The 22,011-nt window shown below is 63.9% G+C and carries 10 protein-coding genes; 8 read left to right on the top strand and 2 right to left on the bottom strand.

What is annotated here, in order from left to right; translation table 11 throughout:
- Positions 1-90: 90 nt before the first annotated feature.
- On the bottom strand, positions 91-5,589 hold the full coding sequence (locus EOB80_RS31505) for an alpha-2-macroglobulin family protein (protein ID WP_127331803.1): 5,499 nt from the start codon (positions 5,587-5,589) through the stop codon (positions 91-93).
- A 272-nt stretch (positions 5,590-5,861) separates the two neighbouring features.
- Here EOB80_RS31505 and EOB80_RS31510 point away from each other — a divergent pair, with 272 nt between their 5' ends.
- The 8 genes from EOB80_RS31510 (at position 5,862) to EOB80_RS31540 (ending at position 20,902) form a co-directional block, all read left to right on the top strand.
- Positions 5,862-7,790 (top strand): autotransporter assembly complex family protein, encoded by a 1,929-nt coding sequence (locus tag EOB80_RS31510; protein WP_127272710.1) that lies wholly within the window; start codon positions 5,862-5,864, stop codon positions 7,788-7,790.
- A 3-nt stretch (positions 7,791-7,793) separates the two neighbouring features.
- Positions 7,794-11,192, top strand: coding sequence for a hypothetical protein (locus EOB80_RS35680; RefSeq protein ID WP_245466487.1), 3,399 nt, complete (start codon positions 7,794-7,796; stop codon positions 11,190-11,192).
- Between the two features lie 1,072 nt (positions 11,193-12,264).
- Positions 12,265-13,848, top strand: coding sequence for a translocation/assembly module TamB domain-containing protein (locus EOB80_RS35685; RefSeq protein ID WP_245466488.1), 1,584 nt, complete (start codon positions 12,265-12,267; stop codon positions 13,846-13,848).
- Positions 13,849-14,114: 266 nt separating this feature from the next.
- Positions 14,115-15,767, top strand: a complete 1,653-nt coding sequence (locus EOB80_RS31520) for an ABC transporter substrate-binding protein (RefSeq protein WP_127331805.1) — start codon at positions 14,115-14,117, stop codon at positions 15,765-15,767.
- Positions 15,768-15,993: 226 nt separating this feature from the next.
- Complete coding sequence (locus EOB80_RS31525; RefSeq protein WP_027035014.1) at positions 15,994-17,028, top strand: ABC transporter permease; 1,035 nt, start codon at positions 15,994-15,996, stop codon at positions 17,026-17,028.
- Positions 17,029-17,040: 12 nt separating this feature from the next.
- On the top strand, positions 17,041-18,198 hold the full coding sequence (locus tag EOB80_RS31530; RefSeq protein ID WP_027035013.1) for an ABC transporter permease: 1,158 nt from the start codon (positions 17,041-17,043) through the stop codon (positions 18,196-18,198).
- 65 nt (positions 18,199-18,263) lie between these two features.
- Positions 18,264-20,612, top strand: coding sequence for an ABC transporter ATP-binding protein (locus EOB80_RS31535; protein WP_127331807.1), 2,349 nt, complete (start codon positions 18,264-18,266; stop codon positions 20,610-20,612).
- Between the two features lie 71 nt (positions 20,613-20,683).
- Positions 20,684-20,902 carry a CopG family transcriptional regulator gene (locus EOB80_RS31540; protein ID WP_127270554.1) on the top strand — a complete coding sequence of 73 codons (219 nt, stop codon included), beginning with the start codon at positions 20,684-20,686 and terminating at the stop codon, positions 20,900-20,902.
- Positions 20,903-21,273: 371 nt separating this feature from the next.
- On the opposite strand, the gene EOB80_RS31550 is transcribed toward EOB80_RS31540, so the two are convergent.
- Positions 21,274-21,864, bottom strand: a complete 591-nt coding sequence (locus EOB80_RS31550; protein WP_023813211.1) for a transglycosylase SLT domain-containing protein — start codon at positions 21,862-21,864, stop codon at positions 21,274-21,276.
- Between the last annotated feature and the right edge of the window lie 147 nt (positions 21,865-22,011).

Here is a 22,011-nt window from a genome sequence, read left to right on the forward strand (position 1 = left end):
CCTCTTTCTCCCCGTCACTATACGGGGAGAAATGCCCGGCAGGGCAATGAGGGGCAGCACAAGCCTCACTTTCATATTCGCCAAGGCGTCTTACGGCGCCTTGACCTCCATCATGCCGGTGGCGGTGCGGGCCGAATATTGCGGCCGGTACATGTCCTCCACCGTTGCCGCCGGGTGCGCATAGGTACCAGGCGTCACCGCGCGCACGACATAGGCGAGCGTCAGATTGTGGTCATGATCGCCGTCGGCCGGGTTGAACGCCGCGACGAAACGGTCGTCGCGGAATTCGAGATGCGCGGCATCGGTCTGCGCCAGCCACGAGAAGTTCGTCAACTGGGCGCTGGAGACCAGGCCGGGATTGTCGATCTCGAAGCCGGCCGGCAACAGGTCGGTGACCAGCAGGCGCGACGGCCATTTGTTCTGCTCGTTGACCTTGAGCACGACGACATAGCGTTCGTTCTGCGTCGCCTCGGTGACATTGGCCTCGGTGCCGTCGAGCTTGTAGTAGGTGCGGTTGATGGTGAAGCCGTCGCCGCCGGCCGGCAAGGGCTGGACCGGCGACGCCACGGTGGTGACGACGGCCTGCAGCGGGGTCTTGCCGGTGTTGGCGATGGTCAGCGGGCTGTCGGCCAGGTCAGAGCCTTCCACCTGGTTGGAGTAGCCGCCGGAATGCGCCGCGCCATTGACGGCCAGCATGATCGTATCATTGCCCTCCTTCAGCGCGCGGGCCGCCAGCAGCATCCAGGATTCGTCCTGGGTGGTGGTCCAGCGGGCTTCCGCGCGTTCCCTGGTCACCAGCTTGATCAGTTCCGGCACGATGGTCGGCACCGGCTTCGATTCCGCCGCCAGCGCCAGCATCGCCGCGCCATCACGCAGCCGCGAACCGTAGTCGGAGCGGTAGTAGTCGTAGTCGGTGGTGGACTTTGCCAACTGCAAGGCGGTCTTGAAGGTGGCTTCGGCGCGCGGTGTATCGCCGTAGAGCGCCAGGCTTGCCGCCAGCTGGGCAACGGCCATCGGGCTTGAGAAAGCTTCGAGTTGGGTATCCGCATAGTAGCGCAGGTCGCCGATCGAGGCCTTCTTGTTGCGGGCCAGAACGTAGAGGGCGTAGGCGATCTCGCTGCCACGGTCCTGCACGCTCTGGTCGTAGCCGAGCGAGTTCTGCAAATTGCTCAGCGCCTGGTTCATGGCCAGGCTCGGCACGTCGTATTTCTGCTCGCGCGCCCTGGTCAGGAAGTCGGTGACATAGGAATCAAGCCACAGATCGCCAGAGCCCGGACCCCACAGGCCGAAGCTGCCGCCCGAGGCCTGATAGCTCAGAACCTTATAGATGGCGTCCTGGATGCGGCCATGGATATCGGGATCGCTGGCCATGCCGACGCCGGAAGCCAACTCATTGACGTAGAGAAGCGGCATGGCGCGGCTGGTGGTCTGCTCGGCGCAACCATAGGGGTAGCGGTCGAGCGTCATCAGCAGCGACGGCACGTCGAAGGCGGCAGCCTGCGAAACGCCGACACTGACGGAGGCGCCGTTGAGCAGGCTGGCTGCCAGCAGTTCCTTGTCGACCCGCAGCGCGCCGCCATTGCCCTTGAGGTCGACCACCAGCCGCGTGGTCACCGGCAATTGCGCCGGGCGCACCGGCACATAGAGCGTCTGCTCGACCTTGGTGCCGTCGGCATGGGCAAGCTTGATGGTGAGCGAGGCATTGCCGGCCGTCTGAGCGATCAGCGGCACGGTCAGCGTCTGGCGCTTGCCCTGGGCGAGCGTCAGCTTCTGGGGCAGGGGCTTGTCGCCGGTCGACAGGTCACCCGTCGTTTCGATCGAGAACGCATAGTCGCCGGCCGGACCATCGGTGTCGGCGACGTCGAGGCGCATGACGGCGGCGTCACCAGGCGCCAGGAAGCGTGGCAGGCCAGCGGTGATCACGATGGGATCGCGCACGATGACATCGGACTGGGCGTGGCCGACCGCATCCTTGGTCCAGGCGACGGCCATGACGCGCACGGTGCCGTTGAACTGCGGGATGTCGAAGTCGACCCGCGCCTTGCCGTCGGCATCGAGTTCGGCGATGCCGGAGAAGAAGGCGACCAGTTTTTCGGTCGGCGGGTTGCCTTGCGCCTGCATGTTGGCGCCGTCGCCGCCGGTCCTGAGCTTGCCGGTGTTGCCGAGCGAGCCGTCGATCAGGCGGCCGTATATGTCGCGGATTTCCATGCCCAGCATGCGCTGGCCGAAGAACCAGTTCTCCGGATCCGGGGCCTTGTAGTTGGTCAGGTTGAGGATGCCGACATCGACGGCGGCAACCATGACGTAGGCATTGCTTCCCGGCTGCACGCCGGCGACCGAAACCGGGATCGACAGCTGCTGGCGCGGCATGGTCTTGTCCGGCGGCGTCAAGGTGATGGCGAGCTTTTTCGAGCCCGGATCGACCTTCAGCCATTTCACGCCGATGGCGCGGGCCGGCATGCGCGTTTCCTGCGCATCGCCCGGCCGGAAGAGGGTTGCCGTGACATAGGCACCGGCACCCCAATCGTCGCCGACCGGTATGTCGACCGTGCTGCCGCCGGCCGGCACGGATGCCGTGACGGTCTTCAACAGTTTGTCGGAACCGATGTTGATGAGAAGTTCGCCGGCAAAGTGCGGCGAGACTTTCAGCCTGGCCACTTCGCCGGCGGCATAATTGTCCTTGTCGAGGGCGATTTCGAGGCCGTCAGGCGTTTCGGTGGTGGTCGAGGAGACATACCAGCCGGCATCGAACTCGTAGCTTGTCGCCGGTCCCTCGGGATCCGATGTCTCGACCTCGAGGCGGTACTGACCCCAATCGACCGGCACGGAGACCGTCGCGCCGCCGTCGGCGCTAAGGTCGACCTGGCCGTTGGCGATCGACTTGGTGAAGGTGACCGGCTCGTAGTTCCAGGAATTGTTGGAGCGGTACCACTGGTAATTGCGTTCGACCTTGACCAGCGTCCACTGCGCGCCTTTCAGCGCCTCGCGCTTGCCGTCGGGATCGACGGCGATCAGGCTGAACTTGGCGGTGCCGCCCTGCGGCACTTCATTGTCGGCGAAATCCGGACGGATGCCGATCATATGGCCTTGCGGGCGGATGCCGATGTCGAGCGAACGCTCGATGGCGCGGCCGCCGGTTTCGCGCATCCTCACCGTCACCTTGGCGTCGACCAGCTTGGTGGTCGAGGGCAGTTGGTCGACGGAGACCGGGAAGGTCACCTTGCCGTTATCGCCGACCACCGGCAGATCGGCGAGGGGCGTGACCGTGGGTTCGGCCGACTGCTCGTCGGCGAGGCCGAAGGAAAAGCCCTGGAAGCGGTCCCAATCGCGCGACGTCGACAGCGTCAGTTCGCCTTCCAGCGCCAGGCCCGCCGCCGGCGCGCCATAGAGGAAGCGGCCGTCAATGTCGATGTTGGCGGTTTCGCCCTGGGCGATCTCCTGCTTGTCGGCCTTCATGTCGAATTCGATGCGATCCGGCACGAAATCTTCGACCAGGAACATCTGGCTGGCCACTGCCGGCTGCTTGGGATCGGTGTATATCGACACCGACCAGGTGCCTCGCATGGCGTTGGGTTCGAGCGGCAGGTCGACGGCATGGCCACCGGCCGAAGCGCCGTCACTGACGATGCGGCGGCTTTCGACACCGTCGGGGCGCGAGAAGACGAAGGTCAGCGGCAGGTTCTCGACCGCCTTGGCGGCGCCGTCGCGGGCAAGGGCCGCGACATGGACATCCTCGCCGGCACGGTAGATGCCGCGTTCGGTCCAGGCATAGACGTCCAGGGCTCCTGGCGCCGCGCGCCCGGTGACGCCGCGGTCGGACAGGTCGAAGCCGGCCCGGCCCATGTCGAGGAAGACGAAGTCATTGTCGCCCTGCTTGGCCATCAGCACGGCCGGCACCATGCCGCCGTCGCCGCGCGTCAGGCCGGGGTTGAAGACGGCATGTCCGTCGGCATCCGACGTCGCCGTGCCGAGAACCTCATTGTTCCTGGCAACCAGCGTCAGTTCGGCGCCGGCGATCGGCTTGGCGCTGCCCAGCGAACGGGCAAAGACATTCAACCCATCCTGGCCGGTATAGGTCGACAGGCCGATGTCGGAGACGACGAACCATTGCGTGGCCATCGAATTGTAGTTGTCGCTCTTGTCGTTGACGGCCTGGGCGGTCAGCACATAGACGCCGGGCTTGCGCTGCGGCACCGCCTCGTCAACCGGGAAGGAGGTGGTGACCTCCTTGTTGAGATCATTGGCGATGTCGAGCTGGCCTTGCCAGACCGGCGCGCCCATCTGCTCGGAAATGTTGGAGATGTCGTAGCCGTCGAGCTGGTGCAGGAACTGGTAGCCCGACAGAAGCTGGGCCAGCGAACGATCGCCGACGCGGTAGAGCTTCATTTCGGCGGCGTTCATGTTGACGGTGACGATCGGAATGCCACGGCGCGCGCCGGCCGGCAGCACGAAGCTGTCACCGGTGAAGCGGGCCGACGGTGCGCGGTCCTGCACATAGATCGACAGCACCACGGGGGCCGCGGTCACTTCGCCGATTGCCGCCGGCAGGCCGGCGCGGAAGGTGACGTCGTAATGCTGACCATGCTCCAGCCCTTCGACGCAGATTTGCTTGTCCTTGGCCTCGACGCCCTTGGGTGGCGCGTTGTCGACGGTGACGAATTGCGCGTAGTCGACGCCGGTCTTGACCAGATCCTCGGAGAATTGCGCGCAGATGCGCGGCGCGCTGGTGTCGGCGTCGATGGTGTGATCGACAACGCGGAAACCCTTGCGGGCCTTGAGATCGGCATAGTCGGCCTGGACCGCCGGCGAAGGGTTCAGCGCAAGGCTGGCCTCATAGGCCTGCAGCGCCGGCCGGTAGAGATCGCGCTTGTCGAGCCCGTTGCCGAGCAGCGCCAGCACTTCGGCGCGCGTCTTGGTGGTGCGCAGCAATTTATAGGCATTGAAAGCGGCCGACGTGCCGTTCGCCGGCAAAGTGGAGGCTTCGGAGGTGCTGGCGGCGGGCTGAACGGCCAGCGTTTCACGCGCCAGGTTGAGCCAGAGCTGGCCATCATCGGGCAGCACCGAGACCGCGGCCTCGTATTTCAGCATGGCGGAGCGGTGATCCCCGGTCAGCACGGCCTGTTCGGCGGCGTTCAGCAAGGCAGCCATGCCTTCGGTCGGCTTGTCATAGGCCGGGCCGAGCAGCTTGTTGCGGTATTGCTGGGCCTGATCGGCCATCCAGTTGGGGAAGAAAGCGAGTTCCGGCGGCGCGCCGATATCAGGATCGCCATCGATGTTGACGACCTTGCCCGCGACCGCGCCGTTGAAGGTTTTCAGCTGGTTGTAGTCGGATTTGAGGAAGCACCATTTGGCTTTTTTGTTGTAGGTGAAGGCGCGGCAGGCCGGGTCTCCCAGGCATGTCGTCTTGCACTGGTCGATTGTCACATTCTGGTCGGACCTGAGATCAAAGCCGAAATAATCGGAATTGTCCGTTGTCGCGATCCGCCGGGCCTCGGCCGCTTGCGCGGCGCTGCTCCAGGCCAGGACATTGGCCCAGGCGAAAAACAGAAGAATCAGGATAGACAGACCACGAGCCGCGCGCATTGCCATAACACCCCTCCAGACACAGCTGACGTCCGGGCATGATCAAGCTTCAGTCAGGCTTGTCAACACGAGGACGCGGCAGGGTTCCGCCTGCCAACGGTTTCCTTTCCGGCCGATGACCGGTAGTACCTCCATAGGACAGGGGATCACGCTTTCTTGCGGCGACGCAAAAGGTGTGAATTCCAAGCCCGCCCTATTTCAGACAATTGGATTGTGGCCCCTTTACGAGCGCTTCAGAACTTCATTCCAATTTTAGTTTTGTAATCTAGGTTGTCTTAATGCCGGCGCATGAAGAGCAGATGTCAGGAGGTCGCGCGCCAGGGCGTGCGCTTCCGCGCGCCCTGCTGCTGGCCGTGATGTGCTCGACCGTGCTCGTCGCCGAATCGCGGCCGGCGGCCGCTTTCGAGCTTTTCGGCATCAAGCTGTGGGGGTCGTCCAGCGACGAGGATGCCGATATCGTCGATCCCCTGCGCTACGCCGTTACCATTTCCGCCCCCGACGCCGACAAGGATCTGGTCAAGAAGCTCGAAAATGCCTCGGCGCTGAAGAGTGACGAGGAGCGTCCGGTTTCCGGCTCGCTCGGGCTGATGGCCAAGGCGCGCAGCGACCGCGAACAGCTTGTCGCCGCGCTCTATGCCGATGCCCGCTACGAAGGCGTCGTCACCGTCACCATCGACGGCAAGCCGCTCGACGATTTGCCGCCGGATGCCGAATTCAAGGGGCCGCAGCCGGTTCCCGTGGTGATCGACATCGCCAGCGGGCCGAAATTCACCTTGGGCAATATCCACCTCGAGGGCGACGCAGCGGGGCTGATGAGCGCCGATTACGGCTTGATATCAGGCGGCGATGCGGGATCCGGCGCTGTGCTCAAGGCCGAGGCGCTGATCGTGCGGACGCTGAAGGAGCAAGGCAGGCCGCTGGCAGAGGTGACGGACCGGCAGATCGTCGCCGACCACGCTACTTCGACGCTGGACGTGACGCTGACGGTCGCCGCTGGGCCGGTCGCCGGCTATGGCGACACAACGGTGGAAGGCACCGAAAAGGTCGACCGCGACTTCACCGAATACATGACCGGCCTCAAGCGCGGCCGGCAGTACTCGCCGCAAGAGATCGATGACGCGCGCGACCGGCTGCTGGCGCTCGAGGTCTTCAACAGCGTGACGTTCAAGGAAGCCGACACACTCGATGCCGACGGCAACATTCCGATCGGCGTCCAGGTCAGCGAGCGCAAGCCACGCTATTTCGGCGTCGGCGGCACCTTCTCCAACACCGAGGGGCTGGGCCTGGAAGGTTATTGGGGCCACCGAAATTTGTTCGGCCGAGCCGAGAAGCTGCGCATCGACGGCAAGATCAGTGGCATCGGCAGCAATGATCTCGGCGAGCTCAACTACAATGCCGGCATCATGTTCGAAAAGCCGGGCGTGATCGGGCCGGCATCGAAGTTCTTCGCCGGCGTCAAGACGGTACTCGAACATCCTGACGCCTATGACCATTTCTCGGTCAAGGGCAGCACCGGGCTGTCCTACGAGCTGACCAAGAAGCAGACGGTTTCCGCCGAGGTGGCGCTCGATTATTCCCGCATCCACGACGCTTTCGGCAAGCACAAATACCTGATCGCCAGCATTCCGCTGCAATATGTCTATGACAACCGGGACAACCGGCTGAACCCGACAAGCGGCTTCCGGGTGCTGGCCTATGCCGAGCCCAGCTACGACATTTTGAGCGGTGCGGCGTTCCTGAAGCTGAGGGGCGAAGGGTCGGCCTATCAGTCGCTGGATTCGGCTTCGAAGTTCGTGCTGGCCGAACGTGTCGCCATCGGTTCGATCGTCGGCACCAGCCTCGAACATGTGCCAGCCGACCGGCGCTTTTATTCCGGGGGCGGCGGTTCGGTGCGCGGCTATGCCTATCAGGGCATCGGACCCAAGGACTTCACCGGCCAGCCGATCGGCGGCCTGTCCTTCTTCGAAACCTCGGTCGAGATGCGCATCGCCATCACCGATACGATCGGCATCGTGCCGTTCGTCGACGCCGGCACCGTATCGACCAAATCAGCTCCCGATTTCTCCGATGTCAAGGTCGGCGCCGGCGTCGGGCTGCGCTATGTCACGCCGTTCGGGCCACTGCGCATCGATGCCGCCGTGCCGCTCAACCGTGATCCGGGTGACCCGCATTTCGGCATCTATGCCGGCATCGGACAGGCATTCTGAGCGATGAAAACAGTCTGGCGCATCCTCCGCATTGTTTTCTACACGCTGCTGATCGTGGTCGCTGGCGCCATCGGGGCGCTCGTGGTGCTGACCAAGACCGAGCGCGGCCGCGACAATCTCGCCGGCATCATTTCGCGGCTGGCTTCGAACGATGACCGCAAGATCACGGTCAGCGGCATAGACGGCATCTGGTCCGGAGCGCTCAGCGTCGACCATGTCGTGCTGGAGGACCGCGAGGGCGCCTGGCTGGTGGCGCGCAAGGTCGCCGTCGACTGGTCGCCGCTGGCGCTGCTGTCGAAAAACTTCAGCGCCGACCGTATCGCTGCCGAGCGTATTGAGCTGGCGCGATTGCCGGTGGCCAGCACGCAGCCAGCGCCGAGCGGGGGCACGACGACGCTGCCGGTTTCCATCGACATCAAGCAGATCGACCTGCCCGAGATCGCGCTTGGCCAGCAACTGGCCGGCAGCGGCATCGCCGAGCTTGCGGCCAAGGGATCGGTCAAGGCCGATGCCGCGCCACTGGCGGTCGAGACGGTGCTCAACATCACCCGTCATGACGGCAAGCAAGGGAATGTCGACGCCAAGATCCACTTTGCGCCGGCGGACAACCGGCTCGATCTCGACCTCAAGGCCTCGGAGCCCGCAGGCGGCATCATCGCCAACCTGCTCAAGCTGCCCGACACGCCGCCGGTCGACATAAATGTCTCGGGCACGGGGCCACTCGCCAATTGGAACGGCATCGGCACGTTCTCGGTCGACGGCAAGATCGTCACCCAGCTGACGGGTCGCCACCAACTGACCGACAAGGGCAATCATATCGAGGCCAAGGGCGACGGCGATTTCGCTCGCTTCCTGCCTGAGAATCTCAAGCCGCTGTTTGCCGGCAAGACCAGTTTCGACATTGCCGGCACCGCCACATCGGCCGGTGGCGTCAGTGTCGACCGCGCCAACATCGACAGCGATGCGGTCCACGGCACCGCGACCGGCATTGTCGATCCTGCCGGCGCCAGCGACCTCTCGGTCGAACTCGCCGCCAAGGGGCCGCCCGTGGTGATCAGCGTCGGCAGCAAGGCGCAGCCGATCACGCTGGCGATCAGCAATGCCACCGCCCGGGCCTTCGGCGACGGCAAGGCGCCGATCATCGACGTCGGCGCCTCCTTCGTCTCCATCGTCGCCGGCGGCACGCGGCTGGACGACCTGGCGGCCCAGATCCATTCCGACGGTTTTGATATCCAGAACCGCGCCGGGCCGGTCACCGTCAAGCTGGAGGCGGGCGGCCTCAACACCGACGTGGCGACGCTGGCGCCGCTGATCACCGGCAAGATCGATGTCGATCTGGCCGGGTCGGTCAGCAAGGACGCCATTGCCATCGACCAGGGCACGCTGCGTTCCGACGCGCTCAACGCTTCGCTGACCGCGACGGTGGCGCTTGCCGACCTGTCGATGCAGCTCAAGATGAACGCGGATGCCGTGGCGACGGCCTTTCCGCCGCAGATCGCCTCGGTGCTCGGCGCTAGGGTGAAATTCTCGGCCAGCGCGGCCCGCGATCCGCAGGGATCCTTCGCCGCCAATTCGATCGAATTCACCTCCGGCACGCTCAGCGCCGCCGGCACGGCCAGCATGCAAGGCACCGACATCCAGGCCGACATCAAGGGCAAACTGGGCGACGTCTCGGTGCTGTCGCCGACGGTCGGCGTGCCGGTTGCCGGCGGTATCGACTTCGCGCTGTCGGCAAGCGGCGCTATGACGGCGCCGGATTTCACTGTTACCGCCGATAGCGATAGCCTGACGGCATCGGGCCGCACGGTGAAGAGCATCAAGCTGACGGCTAGCGGCAAGGCCGATATCACTAGTCCCGCCGCCAATGTCTCGCTGACCGGCTCCGTCGACGACCAGCCGCTCGACATCAAAGCAGCGCTGGTGACGAGCGAAGGCAAGCGTTCGATCAATGGTTTTCTGGTCTCGCTCGGCGACAACAAGGTCTCGGGTGATCTCGCGCTCGACGACAAATTCATGCCGCTCGGCACGCTGACGCTCGATGCACCTGCCATCGACCAGCTGGCCGCACTTGCCGGCCAGGCGATAACGGGAGACATCGACGGAACCATCCGCTTCGCGGGGGATGGCGACGCGCCCTCCGTTGCGATCGATGCGAAGAGCACATCGATCGCGCGCGGCGAGGTGATGGCCAAGGCCATCACCGTCAATGCACTGATCGCCAATTATCTCAAGGCGCCTGCGATATCAGGTACGATCAAGGCCGACAGCGTCACCTCCGGGACCACGGAAATCGGCGGCATCGGCGTCGACCTGAAGCGTGATGGCGACTGGACCAATTTTACCGGCGGCGCCACCATAGCGGGCATTCCGGCGACCGCTGCCGGCCGGGTGAAGATCGCCGACGGCACGACGAGCATCGAGATTGCCTCCGGCGAGGCGACGGTTCGCGGCATCAAGGCGGCAATCGCCCAGGCGTCGACACTAAGCATCGCCAACGGCACGACCAGCATCGAAAGGCTGGCGCTCGATGTCGGCGGCGGCTCGGTGACCTTGTCCGGGACAGCTGGCCAGACGCTCGACCTCGCGGCGCAATTTTCGGCACTGCCCGCGGCGCTCGCCAATGGATTTTCGCCCGGCCTCGATGCTGTGGGCACGCTCAGCGGCACGGCTGGTTTGACCGGACCGCCGGCCGCTCCCGACGTCCGCTTCAATGCGCAACTGGCCGGTATCGAAACCAGCCAGACCCGGCAGGCCGGGCTCGGACCGCTCGCCGTCGATGCGGCCGGCAGCTACACGATTGCCGGCGGCGTGGTGCTCGATCAGGTGACGCTGACCGGCGACAAGGTTTCCGGCAAGGCAACCGGCACCCTCAACCCGAACGGCGCCAGCGATTTTGTGCTCGATCTCATCTCATCCGGCCCCAGCCTGCCCCTGACTGTCGGCAGCGCCGAGAGCCCGGTCAAGATCGAGATCCAGTCCTTGTCGGCAAAGGTGGCGGGCGAAGAGCACGCGGGCCCGCCTGGATGTCTCGGCGATCCTGCCCTCGATCGTCACCAGCCCGGCGAGGGTGGAGGGGCTTGCCCTGGCGTTGCATTCGGATGCGTTCGATCTCAAGAACCGTGCAGGGCCGGTTTCCGGCACGGTGTCGGTGGACAAGGTCGGTCTCAACAATCCGGTGATCGCGCCGCTGATCGCCGGCAAGGTCACGGCAGCCGTCAGCGGCCGTCTGACGGCCGACCTGTTTGCCATCGACAGCGGCTCGCTCAAAAGCGATGCATTGAACAGCCAGGTCGCCGGCCAGGTATCGCTGCGAGACGGTGCCATCGACCTCAACCTGAAGGCGGATGCCCCATCGTCGGCCTTGCCGGCGGCGGCGCGCGGCATGCTTGGCGAACGCGCTGAGATCAGCGCCACGCTGAGGCGCGATCCCAAGGGCAGCATCAACATAGGCGGATTGAAGTTGACCTCGGGTGCGCTGACCGCCGACGGGCAAGCCAGCCTTGCCGACAACAAGGTGGCCGCCGACATCAAGGGCGCGCTGAGCGACATCTCGCTGCTGTCGAAGGATGCCAAGGGCGCCATCGCCTTTGCGTTGAACGCACAGGGGCCGGCCACTGCGCCGGATCTGTCACTGACGATCGACAGCGACCGTCTTCTCGTGGCGGCGCGAGAGATCACCGGGTTGAAGCTGACCGCCACCGGCAAGGCCGATGCCGCCAGCCCGGCGGCCAACGTGCGCCTGACCGGCAATGTCGCCGGCCAGGCGCTGCAAGGCAGCGCGGTGCTGGCGACGGCGGACGGCAGGAGCGCCATCAACGGCCTGCTGCTGTCGCTCGGCGAGAACAGGATTTCAGGCGATCTGGCACTGGACGAGAAGTTCGTGCCGGTCGGCACCATTGCGCTCGACCTGCCCGATATCGGCCCGCTGGCGGCACTTGCCCTGGAAAAGGCCGAAGGCGACGTGCGCGGCACGATCGCCTTTTCGAAGAACGGCACCGCGCCGCAGGTCGCCATCAAGGCGGCGACAGCGTCGATCACGCGCGGCGACCTGCAGGCGAAAGCCGTCTCGATCGATGCGCTGGTCGCCAACTATCTGGCGGCGCCCGTGATCTCCGGAAAGATCCGCGCCAACACCGTCATTTCGGGCGGTACCGTGATCAGCGGCATCGATGTCGATTTGAAGCGCGACGGCGACTGGACCGGTTTCTCCGGCGGCGCAACCGTCAAGGGCATTCCGGCACAGGCCGCCGGCCGCGTGAAAGTGGCCAACGGCACGACGACCATCGAGCTTGCCTCCGGCCAGGCGACCGTCCAGGGCATCAAGGCGGCCATTGCCCAGGCCTCGACCGTCAGCATAGCCAATGGCACGACGACGTTGGACAGGCTGGTGCTCAACCTTGGCGGTGGCACGGCGACGGTGACCGGCAAGGTCGGCACGGCGCTCGACATCAATGCGACGCTGGCGCGGGTGCCGATGTCGCTCGCCAACAGTTTTTCGCCGGGCCTCGACGCCGCCGGCTCGATTTCGGGCACGGTCAAGGTGACGGGCGCGCCGGCAAATCCCGCCATTGCCTTCAATCTCGACGCGGCGGGCGTGCAGACCTCGCAGACCCGCGGTGCCGGTGTCGGTGCGGTGAGTGTTTCCTCGTCGGGCACCTTCGGCGCCAACAAGCTGACCTTCAATGCCAATGTCAGCGATGGAGCCGGCCTTGGCGTCAAGGGCGGCGGCAGCGTGACGACGGCCGGGACGCCGGCGCTGGTGCTCGACTTCGATGGCGTCGTGCCGTTCGGCCTGCTCAGCCAGAAGCTTGCCGCGCAGGGCCTGTCGCTGTCTGGAACCGCCAATGTCAACGTGCAGGTGCGCGGTCCCGCGACATCGCCCGTCATCGGCGGCAGCGTCAGCACCTCGGGTGCGCGCCTTGTCGATGCGCGCTCCGGCCTCGCCGTCAACGATCTCGCCGCCGATGTCTCGATTGCCGGCGGCGTCGCCAGGATCAACCGGTTGACCGGAACGCTGTCGACGCGCGGCAGCCTGTCGGCCAGCGGCACGGTCGGCATCAACCCGGCGCAGGGTTTTCCGGCCGATTTGTCGATCAAGCTGGTCGACGGCCGCTATACGGACGGAAGGGTGGTGACCGCCAATCTCGGCGGCGACCTGACGATCAAGGGACCGCTGACCTCCGCACCGGTCATTGCCGGCACCGTCAATCTCGCCAAGACGGTGATCACCGTTCCGGACAAATTGCCGGGCTCGCTGGCGGCGCTCGACGTCAAGCACAAGAACGCGCCAGGTGCGGTAAAGGCGCAGGACAAGGCGCTGCGGCCGCCGACGACCAGCGGCAAGGGCGGCGGTAGCGGCCTTGCACTCGATGTCACGGTCAACGCGCCGAACCAGATCTTCATCCAGGGCAGGGGCGTCGATGCCGAACTTGGCGGCTCGCTGAAGCTGACCGGCCCGGCCTCGTCGCCGCAAGCGGTCGGCACCTTCACCCTGCAGCGCGGACGGCTGTCGATTCTCGGCAAGCGGCTGACCTTCACCGAAGGCACGGTCGGATTTTCCGGCTCGCTGGTGCCCTATCTCAATTTGACGGCGACCACGACGACGACCGGCGCCACCGTCACCATCGTGGTGTCGGGCGAGGCGACCAATCCGAAGTTCACCTTCTCCTCCGTGCCGGCGCTGCCCGAGGACGAGGTGCTGGCGCAATTGATCTTCGGGCGCTCGATGTCGAACCTGTCGCCGCTGCAGATCGCCCAGTTGGCCGAGGCCGCCGGGCAACTGGCCGGCGTCGGCGGCTCGACGTCGCTGCTGGAAAACCTGCGCAGCGCCATTGGTGTCGACGACCTCGACGTCACCACCGACGACCAGGGCGGCACGGCGGTTTCGGCGGGCAAATACCTCAACGACCGCACCTATGTCACGATCCAGAAAGGCGACAAGCCGGGCTCGGGCAAGGCTACGATCGACCTCAATGTCGGGCGCGGCGTCAAGCTGCGCGGCGAGGCCAACGATGCCGGCGAAGCCAAGGGCGGCATCTTCTACGAGAAGGAATACTGATAGTTCGGCAGGACTTTTGGCCTCATGATGGATCGATTCTGGCGCTGTCCGGGCTGGAGTAAATGTCTCAGTTTAATCGACTACCGAGATTCCAGAAGAATCCGTCGGACAGTAGCAAATTTGCGCCAAGACTGTCGTTATCACGCGAACCGCTCCCCTTTCAAAGTTGCACATTCCCTAACATGTTCTCAATCCACGCCGTCTTTGACATCATGGCCTGGATGCGGAATGTTAAAAGGCGGAAAGCCAACAATGGGAGTTAAGTCATGACAATTTATAAGAGTAATGGCGATCGCGTTCCGGATCACATCCTGGCCATGGCCGAAGAAGCCAAGGCAGGCAAGGTGGATCGCCGCGAATTCCTGGCCATGGCCAGCGTCTTCGGTGCATCGACGGCAATGGCTTACGGCTTGCTCGGCCTCGCCGATCCGACGCCGGCGAAGGCCGAAGAGGTAAAGGGCAAGAAGGGCGGCACGCTGAAGATCGCCCAGTGGATTAAGGATCCCAAGGACCCGCGCAAGGCCGACTGGTCGGAAATCGCCAATGCCGAGCGCCAGGCGCTCGAGCCGTTGGTCAAGTACACGTCCGAATACACGTTCCGCCCTTATCTGCTGGAAAGCTGGGACGTCAACGACGATGCCACGCAGTACACGCTGCATGTGCGCAAGGGCGTCACCTGGTCGAATGGCGATGCCTTCACCTCCGCCGACGTCGTCTTCAACCTGAAGCGTTGGGCCGACAAGAAAGCCGAAGGCAATTCCATGCCAGGCCGTCTTGGCTCGCTGGTCAAGGACGACAAGCTCGACGAAAGCGCCGTGACCATGCCGGACGACCACACGGTCGTGCTGAAGCTCACCAAGCCGGACATCGCGCTGATTCCGAACATGTGCGACTATCCCGGCCTCATCGTCCACAAGACCTTCGATGAGAAGGGCGGCGACTTCAAGGCCTGCCCGATCGGCACCGGTCCGTTCGAACTCGTCTCCTACGATGTCGGTCAGAAGGTGGTCTACAAGCGCCGCACCGACGACAAGTGGTGGGACGGCGAAGTGTTCCTCGACGGCCTGGAATTCATCGACTACGGCACCGATCCGGCGGCCATGGTCAGCGCTTTCGAAGCCGGCGAAGTGCACACCAATTTCGAGACTTCGGCCGACTACGTGTCGATCCTCGACGGCATGGACCTGGTGAAGTCGGAAATCGTCACCGCGTCGACCATCGTCTGCCGCACCAACGTCAACAACAAGCCCTATGGCGACCAGAAGGTGCGCAACGCGCTGCAGCTTGCGGTCGACAACAATGTCGTCTTGCAGCTCGGCTACGGCAATGCCGGTTCGGTCGCCGAAAACCACCATGTCTGCTCGATCCATCCGGAATATTACGAGCTGCCCAAGGTTGCCCGTGATCCGGCCAAGGCAAAGGCGCTGATGGCGGAAGCCGGCCAGGCCGACTTCGAACACGAGCTGATCACCGTCGATGAAGACTGGCACAAGAATACCGGCGATGCGATCGCCGCCCAGCTGCGCGACGCCGGCATCAAGGTGAAGCGCACCGTTCTGCCGGGTTCGACGTTCTGGAACGACTGGACGAAGTATCCGCTGTCGATGACCAACTGGAACATGCGCCCGCTCGGCGTCCAGGTTCTGGCCATCGCCTATCGCACCGGCGAGGCCTGGAACGAGGCCGGCTGGTCGAATCCGGACTGGGACGCCAAGCTCAATGCGGCGCTCGCCGTTGCCGACGCCGCCAAGCGCAAGGAAATGATGAAGGACATCGAGCAGATCCTGCAGGATTCCGGCATCATGATCCAGCCGTACTGGCGCAAGCTCTACAGCCACTCGGTCAAGGCGGTGCAGAACTACAAGATGCACCCGACCTTCGAACGCGACTACGGCAAGGTCTGGCTCGAGCAGGCTTGATCGCATCGACATGGGGGAAGGGGATCGCTCCCTTCCTCGCTCTTCGCATCGTCCGTCCCTGCTGGTCCGCACTTTCTCAAAAAAGTTGCGGACTCGCGGGCAAGGCCATGCAACAAAAACAGGGTTGATCGCATCCGAAGGCCTGTTTGACAGCCAGCCCCGCCGGTTACGGCAGGGTTGGCTTTCATAGCCGGCTCAAACCCCAACCCATCGGCAGGGGGCCGCCATGCTTTCCTTCGTTATCAGGCGTCTTGGCACCATGGCATTGACGATGCTGTGCCTGACCATGGTCGTCTTCTTCCTGATCAACCTCGAACCCAATCTGAAGAAGCTGGCGATCAGCCAGACCGAAATGCATACGTCGGCCGAGCAGCTCGAGAGCTGGCTGGTCAACCATGGCTACCGGCAGAACTTCTTCGTCCGCTATGGGCAGTGGCTGGGCGTGGTGCCCAAGCAACCTGTTACAGACCCGGCGACCGGCAAGCCGGCGCAGCGTTTCTCCTTCTGCAACGATCCGCTCGTGCCGACCTTCGCCGGCGTTTTCCAGGGCGATTTCGGCTGCTCGACCAAGTTCAAGGCGACCGTCGCCTCAAAGCTGTTTCCAGCACTCGGCGCTACGGGCATCCTGATGTTCTGGGTGCTGGTGGTGATGGTGCCGATCTCGCTGCTGATCGGCATTCTGGCCGGCATGCGCGAGGGGTCGCGAACCGACCGGGTGCTGTCCGTGGCGTCGATCGCCTCGACGGCGACGCCTGAATATGTGTCGGGCGTCATCTTCACCGTCATCTTCGCCTCATGGCTAGGCTGGCTGAACGGCTCGGCGGCTTCGGCCAGCCAGGGCATCACCTTCTACAATTTCACTTTGCCGGTGATGACGCTGGCGATCTACGGCATCGGCTACATCGCCCGCATGACGCGTGCTTCGATGGTCGAAGTGATGACGCAGCAATATATCCGCACTGCCAGGCTGAAGGGTCTTTCCTTCGGCAGCGTCGTGGTCAAACATGCCTTGCGCAACGCGCTGATCGCACCGTTCACCGTCATCATGCTGCAGTTCCCCTGGCTGCTCACGGGCGTCGTCATCGTCGAGGTGATGTTCCGTTACCAGGGCTTCGGCTACACGCTGGTCGAGGCGGCCGGCAACAACGACATCGACCTTTTGCTCGGCTGCTCGCTGGTCTCGGTGTTCATCGTCCTGATCACGCAGCTCATTTCCGATGTCGGCTACGCGTTTCTCAATCCGCGTATCAGAGTTCAGTAGGGGGCGAAGCGGATGCCGGTTCAATACATCAGTGGCTTCACCATCGTTCTCGAAGTGCTGTCGCGCTTCTGGCCGGTCTGGATCGCGCTCGTCATCGTCATGGGCGCGAGCTTCGCCTACAAGAAGAAGCTGGCGCTCTACGGCCAGCTGTTCGACAGCGGCGTCGGCATCGTCGGCGTCGGCATCTGCCTGTTCTGGCTGTTCACGGCGATCTTCGCCGCGACCATTTCTCCCTTCGACCCGCTGGCCCAGATTCCCATCATGAAGGATGTGCTGCCGGGCGCCGTCGAACCGAAATCGGGGCTGACCTATCTGTTCGGCGGCGACAAGCTGGCGCGCGACGTGTTTTCGCGCATGGTCTATGGCAGCCAGATCGTGTTGATCATCGCGCCTGCGGCAACCGGCTTCGCGCTGATGGTCGGCATCACGCTCGGCCTGCCGGCCGGCTATTATGGCGGCAAGATCGACACCGTACTGTCCTTCCTGGCCAACCTCGTGCTGGCCTTCCCGGTCATCCTGCTGTTCTACCTTTTGGTGACGCCGGGCATCATGGACACGCCGATCCCCTATGGCATGGCCGGCGTCTTCTTCCTGTTCCCGATCATCTTCTTCAGCGTGCTGTTCTGGACCCGCTACAAGAACCGGCCCGACCGGCTCTACATCCTGCTCGGCATCACCCTGATCCTCGGCGGCTGGATCTATGCCGGCCTGGTCTTCGACGCCGATCCGCTGAAGATCGTGCATATCGATCCCAACCAGCTCAACATCTTCGTGGCCGTGGTGTTCGCCTCCAGCCCCGGCGTGTTCCGCATCGTGCGTGGCCTGGTGATGGACATCAAGACGCGTGACTATGTGGCGGCCGCGCAGACGCGCGGTGAATCACCCTGGTACATCATGTTGTGGGAGATCCTGCCCAATGCGCGCGGGCCACTGATCGTCGACGCCTGCCTGCGCATCGGCTACACCACCATCCTGCTCGGCACGCTCGGTTATTTCGGCCTTGGCCTGGCGCCGGAAAGTCCGGACTGGGGCACCGCGATCAAGGATGCCAGCCGCCTGCTGCGCTCCTTCATCCACCCGGCGCTGCCGCCGACGATCGCCCTGATGTCGTTCGTGCTGGGCTTGAACCTGCTCGCCGACTCGCTGCGCGAACAATCGATGAAAGACTGATCTCGGGTTTCGACCCGATGCGCCTGAGAGAAACAGGCCTAGAAAAACCAGGATTGGAGCGACCCATGAACGAGGCAGTTCGAGATCCCGCCACGCCAACCAATGGGCCGGCCAACGCGCCGATCATCGAGATCGAGAACCTGTCGATCTCCTTCTTCACCCGCAAGGGCGAGATCCCGGCGGTCATGGATTTCTCCTGCACCGTCATGCCGGGCGAGGCGATGGGCATCGTCGGCGAATCCGGCTGCGGCAAGTCGACCGTGTCGCTCGGCATCATGCGCGACCTCTCCAACATCGGGAAGATCGTCGGCGGCAAGATCAAGTTCCAGGGCAAGGACATGGGCGAGCTCTCCGACGAGGAGTTGCGCTCCATTCGCGGCAACAAGATCGCGATGATCTACCAGGAGCCGATGGCCAGCCTGAACCCGGCAATGAAAGTCGGGCAGCAGTTGATGGAAGTGCCGCTGATCCACGACAAGGTGTCGAAGGAAGAGGCCTATAAGCGCGCGATCGAAATGGTGCGCTCGGTCAAGCTGCCCGATCCCGAGCGCATGATGCGCTCCTATCCGCACCAGCTTTCGGGCGGCCAGCAGCAGCGTATCGTCATCGCCATGGCGCTGCTGTCGAAGCCGGCGCTGCTTTTGCTCGACGAACCGACGACGGCGCTCGACGTGACGGTGGAGGCCGGCATCGTCGACCTGGTCAAGGGGTTGGGCGAGAAGTTCGGCACGTCGATGATTTTCGTGTCGCACAATCTCGGCCTGATCCTCGAAACCTGCGACCGTATCACGGTGATGTATTCGGGCGAGGCGGTGGAGACCGGCAAGATCAAGGACGTGTTCGACCGGATGCGCCATCCCTATACGCAAGGGCTGTTCCGCTCGATCCCGCTGCCGGGCGCCGACAAGAACTCACGGCCGCTGATCTCGATTCCCGGCCAACTGCCGCTGCCGCACGAGCGGCCCAAGGGCTGCAATTTCGGCCCGCGCTGCCACCATTTCGTCGAGGGCGTCTGCAACGCCGCCGAAATCCCGATGATCGAGGTCGCTGGTCACGAAGGCCATTTCTCGCGCTGCGTGCGCTTCAATGAGATCGACTGGGAGGCGCTGCCGCCCGGCGCCAAGAAGGTCAATGAGCGCGTCGTGCCCGGTGCGCCGGTGCTCAAGATCGAGGACCTCAGAAAATACTACAGGGTCGGCGGCAACGAGGTGTTCGGCTCGAGCGAGGGCCGCGTCGTCAAGGCCAACGAGACGATCTCGTTCATGGCGCGCGAATCCGAGACGGTTGCCATCGTGGGCGAATCCGGCTGCGGAAAGTCGACGCTGGCCAAGGTGCTGCTCGGGCTGGAGACGGCAAGTGCCGGCACGGTGACGCTGGGCAACACGGAAATCCAGTCGACCGGCATCGAGAAACGGAGCGTCGACACGGTGTCGTCGATCCAGATGGTGTTCCAGAATCCGTTCGACACGCTCAATCCCAGCCATTCGGTCGGTTCGCAGATCATCCGCACGCTGGAGAAGTTCAACGTCGGCAAGACGGTTGCCGATCGCCGCAAGCGCATGCTGGAACTGCTCGACCTGGTGAAGCTGCCGCGGGCATTCGAAACCCGCAAGCCGCGCCAGCTATCGGGCGGCCAAAAGCAGCGCATCGGCGTGGCGCGCGCCTTTGCCGGTGACGCCAAGGTGGTGGTGGCCGACGAGCCGGTGTCGGCGCTCGACGTTTCGGTGCAGGCGGCGGTGACCGAACTGCTGATGGACATCCAGCGCAAGAACAAGACGACAATGCTGTTCATCAGCCATGATCTGTCGGTCGTGCGCTACATCGCCGACCGCGTCGTGGTCATGTATCTCGGCTATATTGTCGAGCAAGGCACGACCGACCAGATCTTCGCGCCGCCCTACCATCCCTATACCGAGGCACTGCTGTCGGCGATCCCGATCGCTGACACCAGCGTGGTCAAGCGGCACATCGTGCTGGAGGGCGACATTCCCTCGGCGATGAACCCACCGTCCGGCTGCCCGTTCCAGACCCGCTGCGGCTACAAGAAGCTGGTGCCTGATAATCTTTGCGAGACCAAGGTGCCACCGGTCAAGCATCTCGGCGGCGGCCATATGAGCCTGTGCTGGCTCTCCGACGACGTGCTGGCCAAGATGGAGCCGGTGATCAAGTTCGACAAGGAACACGCCGCGCACGAAGGCGTGCCGGATGACGCGCCGCACGGCGATGGCCCCGGTTTTGCTGGCACGCCGCCAAAACGTCCGCGCGGCAAGACGGGCAGCGCGGCAGCCGATGCGGTGGGGCAGGCTGCCGAGGAGGCCGAAGCCGTTTCGAAAGCCCGCCGTCACGAGGTCCGCGACGAGGTTTCGGAAACCGGCCGTTCTCCAAAGCCGGGCAAGCCCAGGAAACCGAACTGACCGGCATCACGCAATTGCATATGCTGCGCCATGTGATGCGTGATGTTTGATGCTTGGAGGGAGGACGAATTGTGAGAACGACACTTGCAATCGATGACGATGTCCTTCTTGCCGCCAAAGCTATGGCGCGGCAGCAGGATCGCAGTGTGGGCGAAGTCATTTCCGATCTGGTTCGCCGTTCGCTGCGTCCGCCGCAGGCGGGCGGTGAGCGTAACGGCATTCCCTTGCTTTCGTCGCGGCCCGGCGGGCCGATGGTCGATCTCGAAACGGTCAATGCGCTTCGCGACTAGCCGCGCTGGAACAGAGGATCTGGCAGGGTTGGGGATCTGTCGGCAGCAAGATGTCTTCCCTCGGTGGACCATCGCTGGCATTCGGGATTGGCTGGAGCCTCCCCAAACTTCGTCATCCTAGGGCGTAGCAGGAGCGAAGCTCCGTCGCGGAGACCCGAGGATCCATGCCGCGACCTCAGCCAAGGGCGCAGCGGAGCACAATTTCTGCCCGCGGCGGCGATTTGAAGTCGCGGCATGGATCCTCGGGTCTGCGCTGCGTCGCTGCGCTCCTTGCTCCGCCCGTGGATGACGAAGCGATGAGCGTTTGCCGCTAGTCGGCAAGGCGTGCCGTCCATCAGCGGGTGGTTGAAATGCTCATGCCCGGAATTAGTTCAGTTCCCGCACTCGCTCAGTTGCTGCGCGTAGTCCCGCGCCATCTTGTCGGTGGCCCGGGCATAGCCCTGGACGCCGGCATCGCCCCGGTTGCCGCGGCCATAGGCGGTCCAGCCGAGATAATAGGCGAGATAGAGGTTGTAGGTGTCGTTGCGGGCGACGCCATACGTGTCTGCCGTTTTGGAATGATACCAGCCGACAAAGTCGACGGCGTCGGCGAATTTCGTCCGCCGGGCCGCCCAGTTGCCGGTCTCGCGCTGATATTGCGACCAGGTGCCGTCCAGCGCCTGCGAAAAGCCGGTGGCCGACGAGACATGCTTCCACGGAATGAAACCGAGCAGTTTGGTGCGCGGCGGCCTTGCATTGCTCTTGAAACCGGATTCCTTGCGCACCGTCGCCATCAGCACGGGAACGGGGATGCCGTATTTCTGCTGGGCGCGCTCGGCGGCCGACTGCCAGTTGTCGAACCAGCCGTCATTCTGGTCGAAGACGGCACAGACATTGTTGATGTGGCTGGGCGGCGTGGCGCAGGCCGAAAGCGCCAGCAGCACGCAAACCGCACCAATTTTACTAAAACTCGAACTACGCATTGGCGCAGCAATAGGCCGAAATCATAAAGGGAATCTTGCAGCGTCCGTTAACGCTTCGCCCAGGCAGTCGCTTGAGGGAATTTGTGTCAGTAATCCGACGTAGTTCGTCGCTTTCTCTAAATAGATATTACAGAAATGCCGCCGTGG

Origin of the sequence: Mesorhizobium sp. M7A.F.Ca.MR.245.00.0.0 (assembly GCF_003997415.1) — a bacterium.
Classification (GTDB): Bacteria; Pseudomonadota; Alphaproteobacteria; order Rhizobiales; family Rhizobiaceae; genus Mesorhizobium.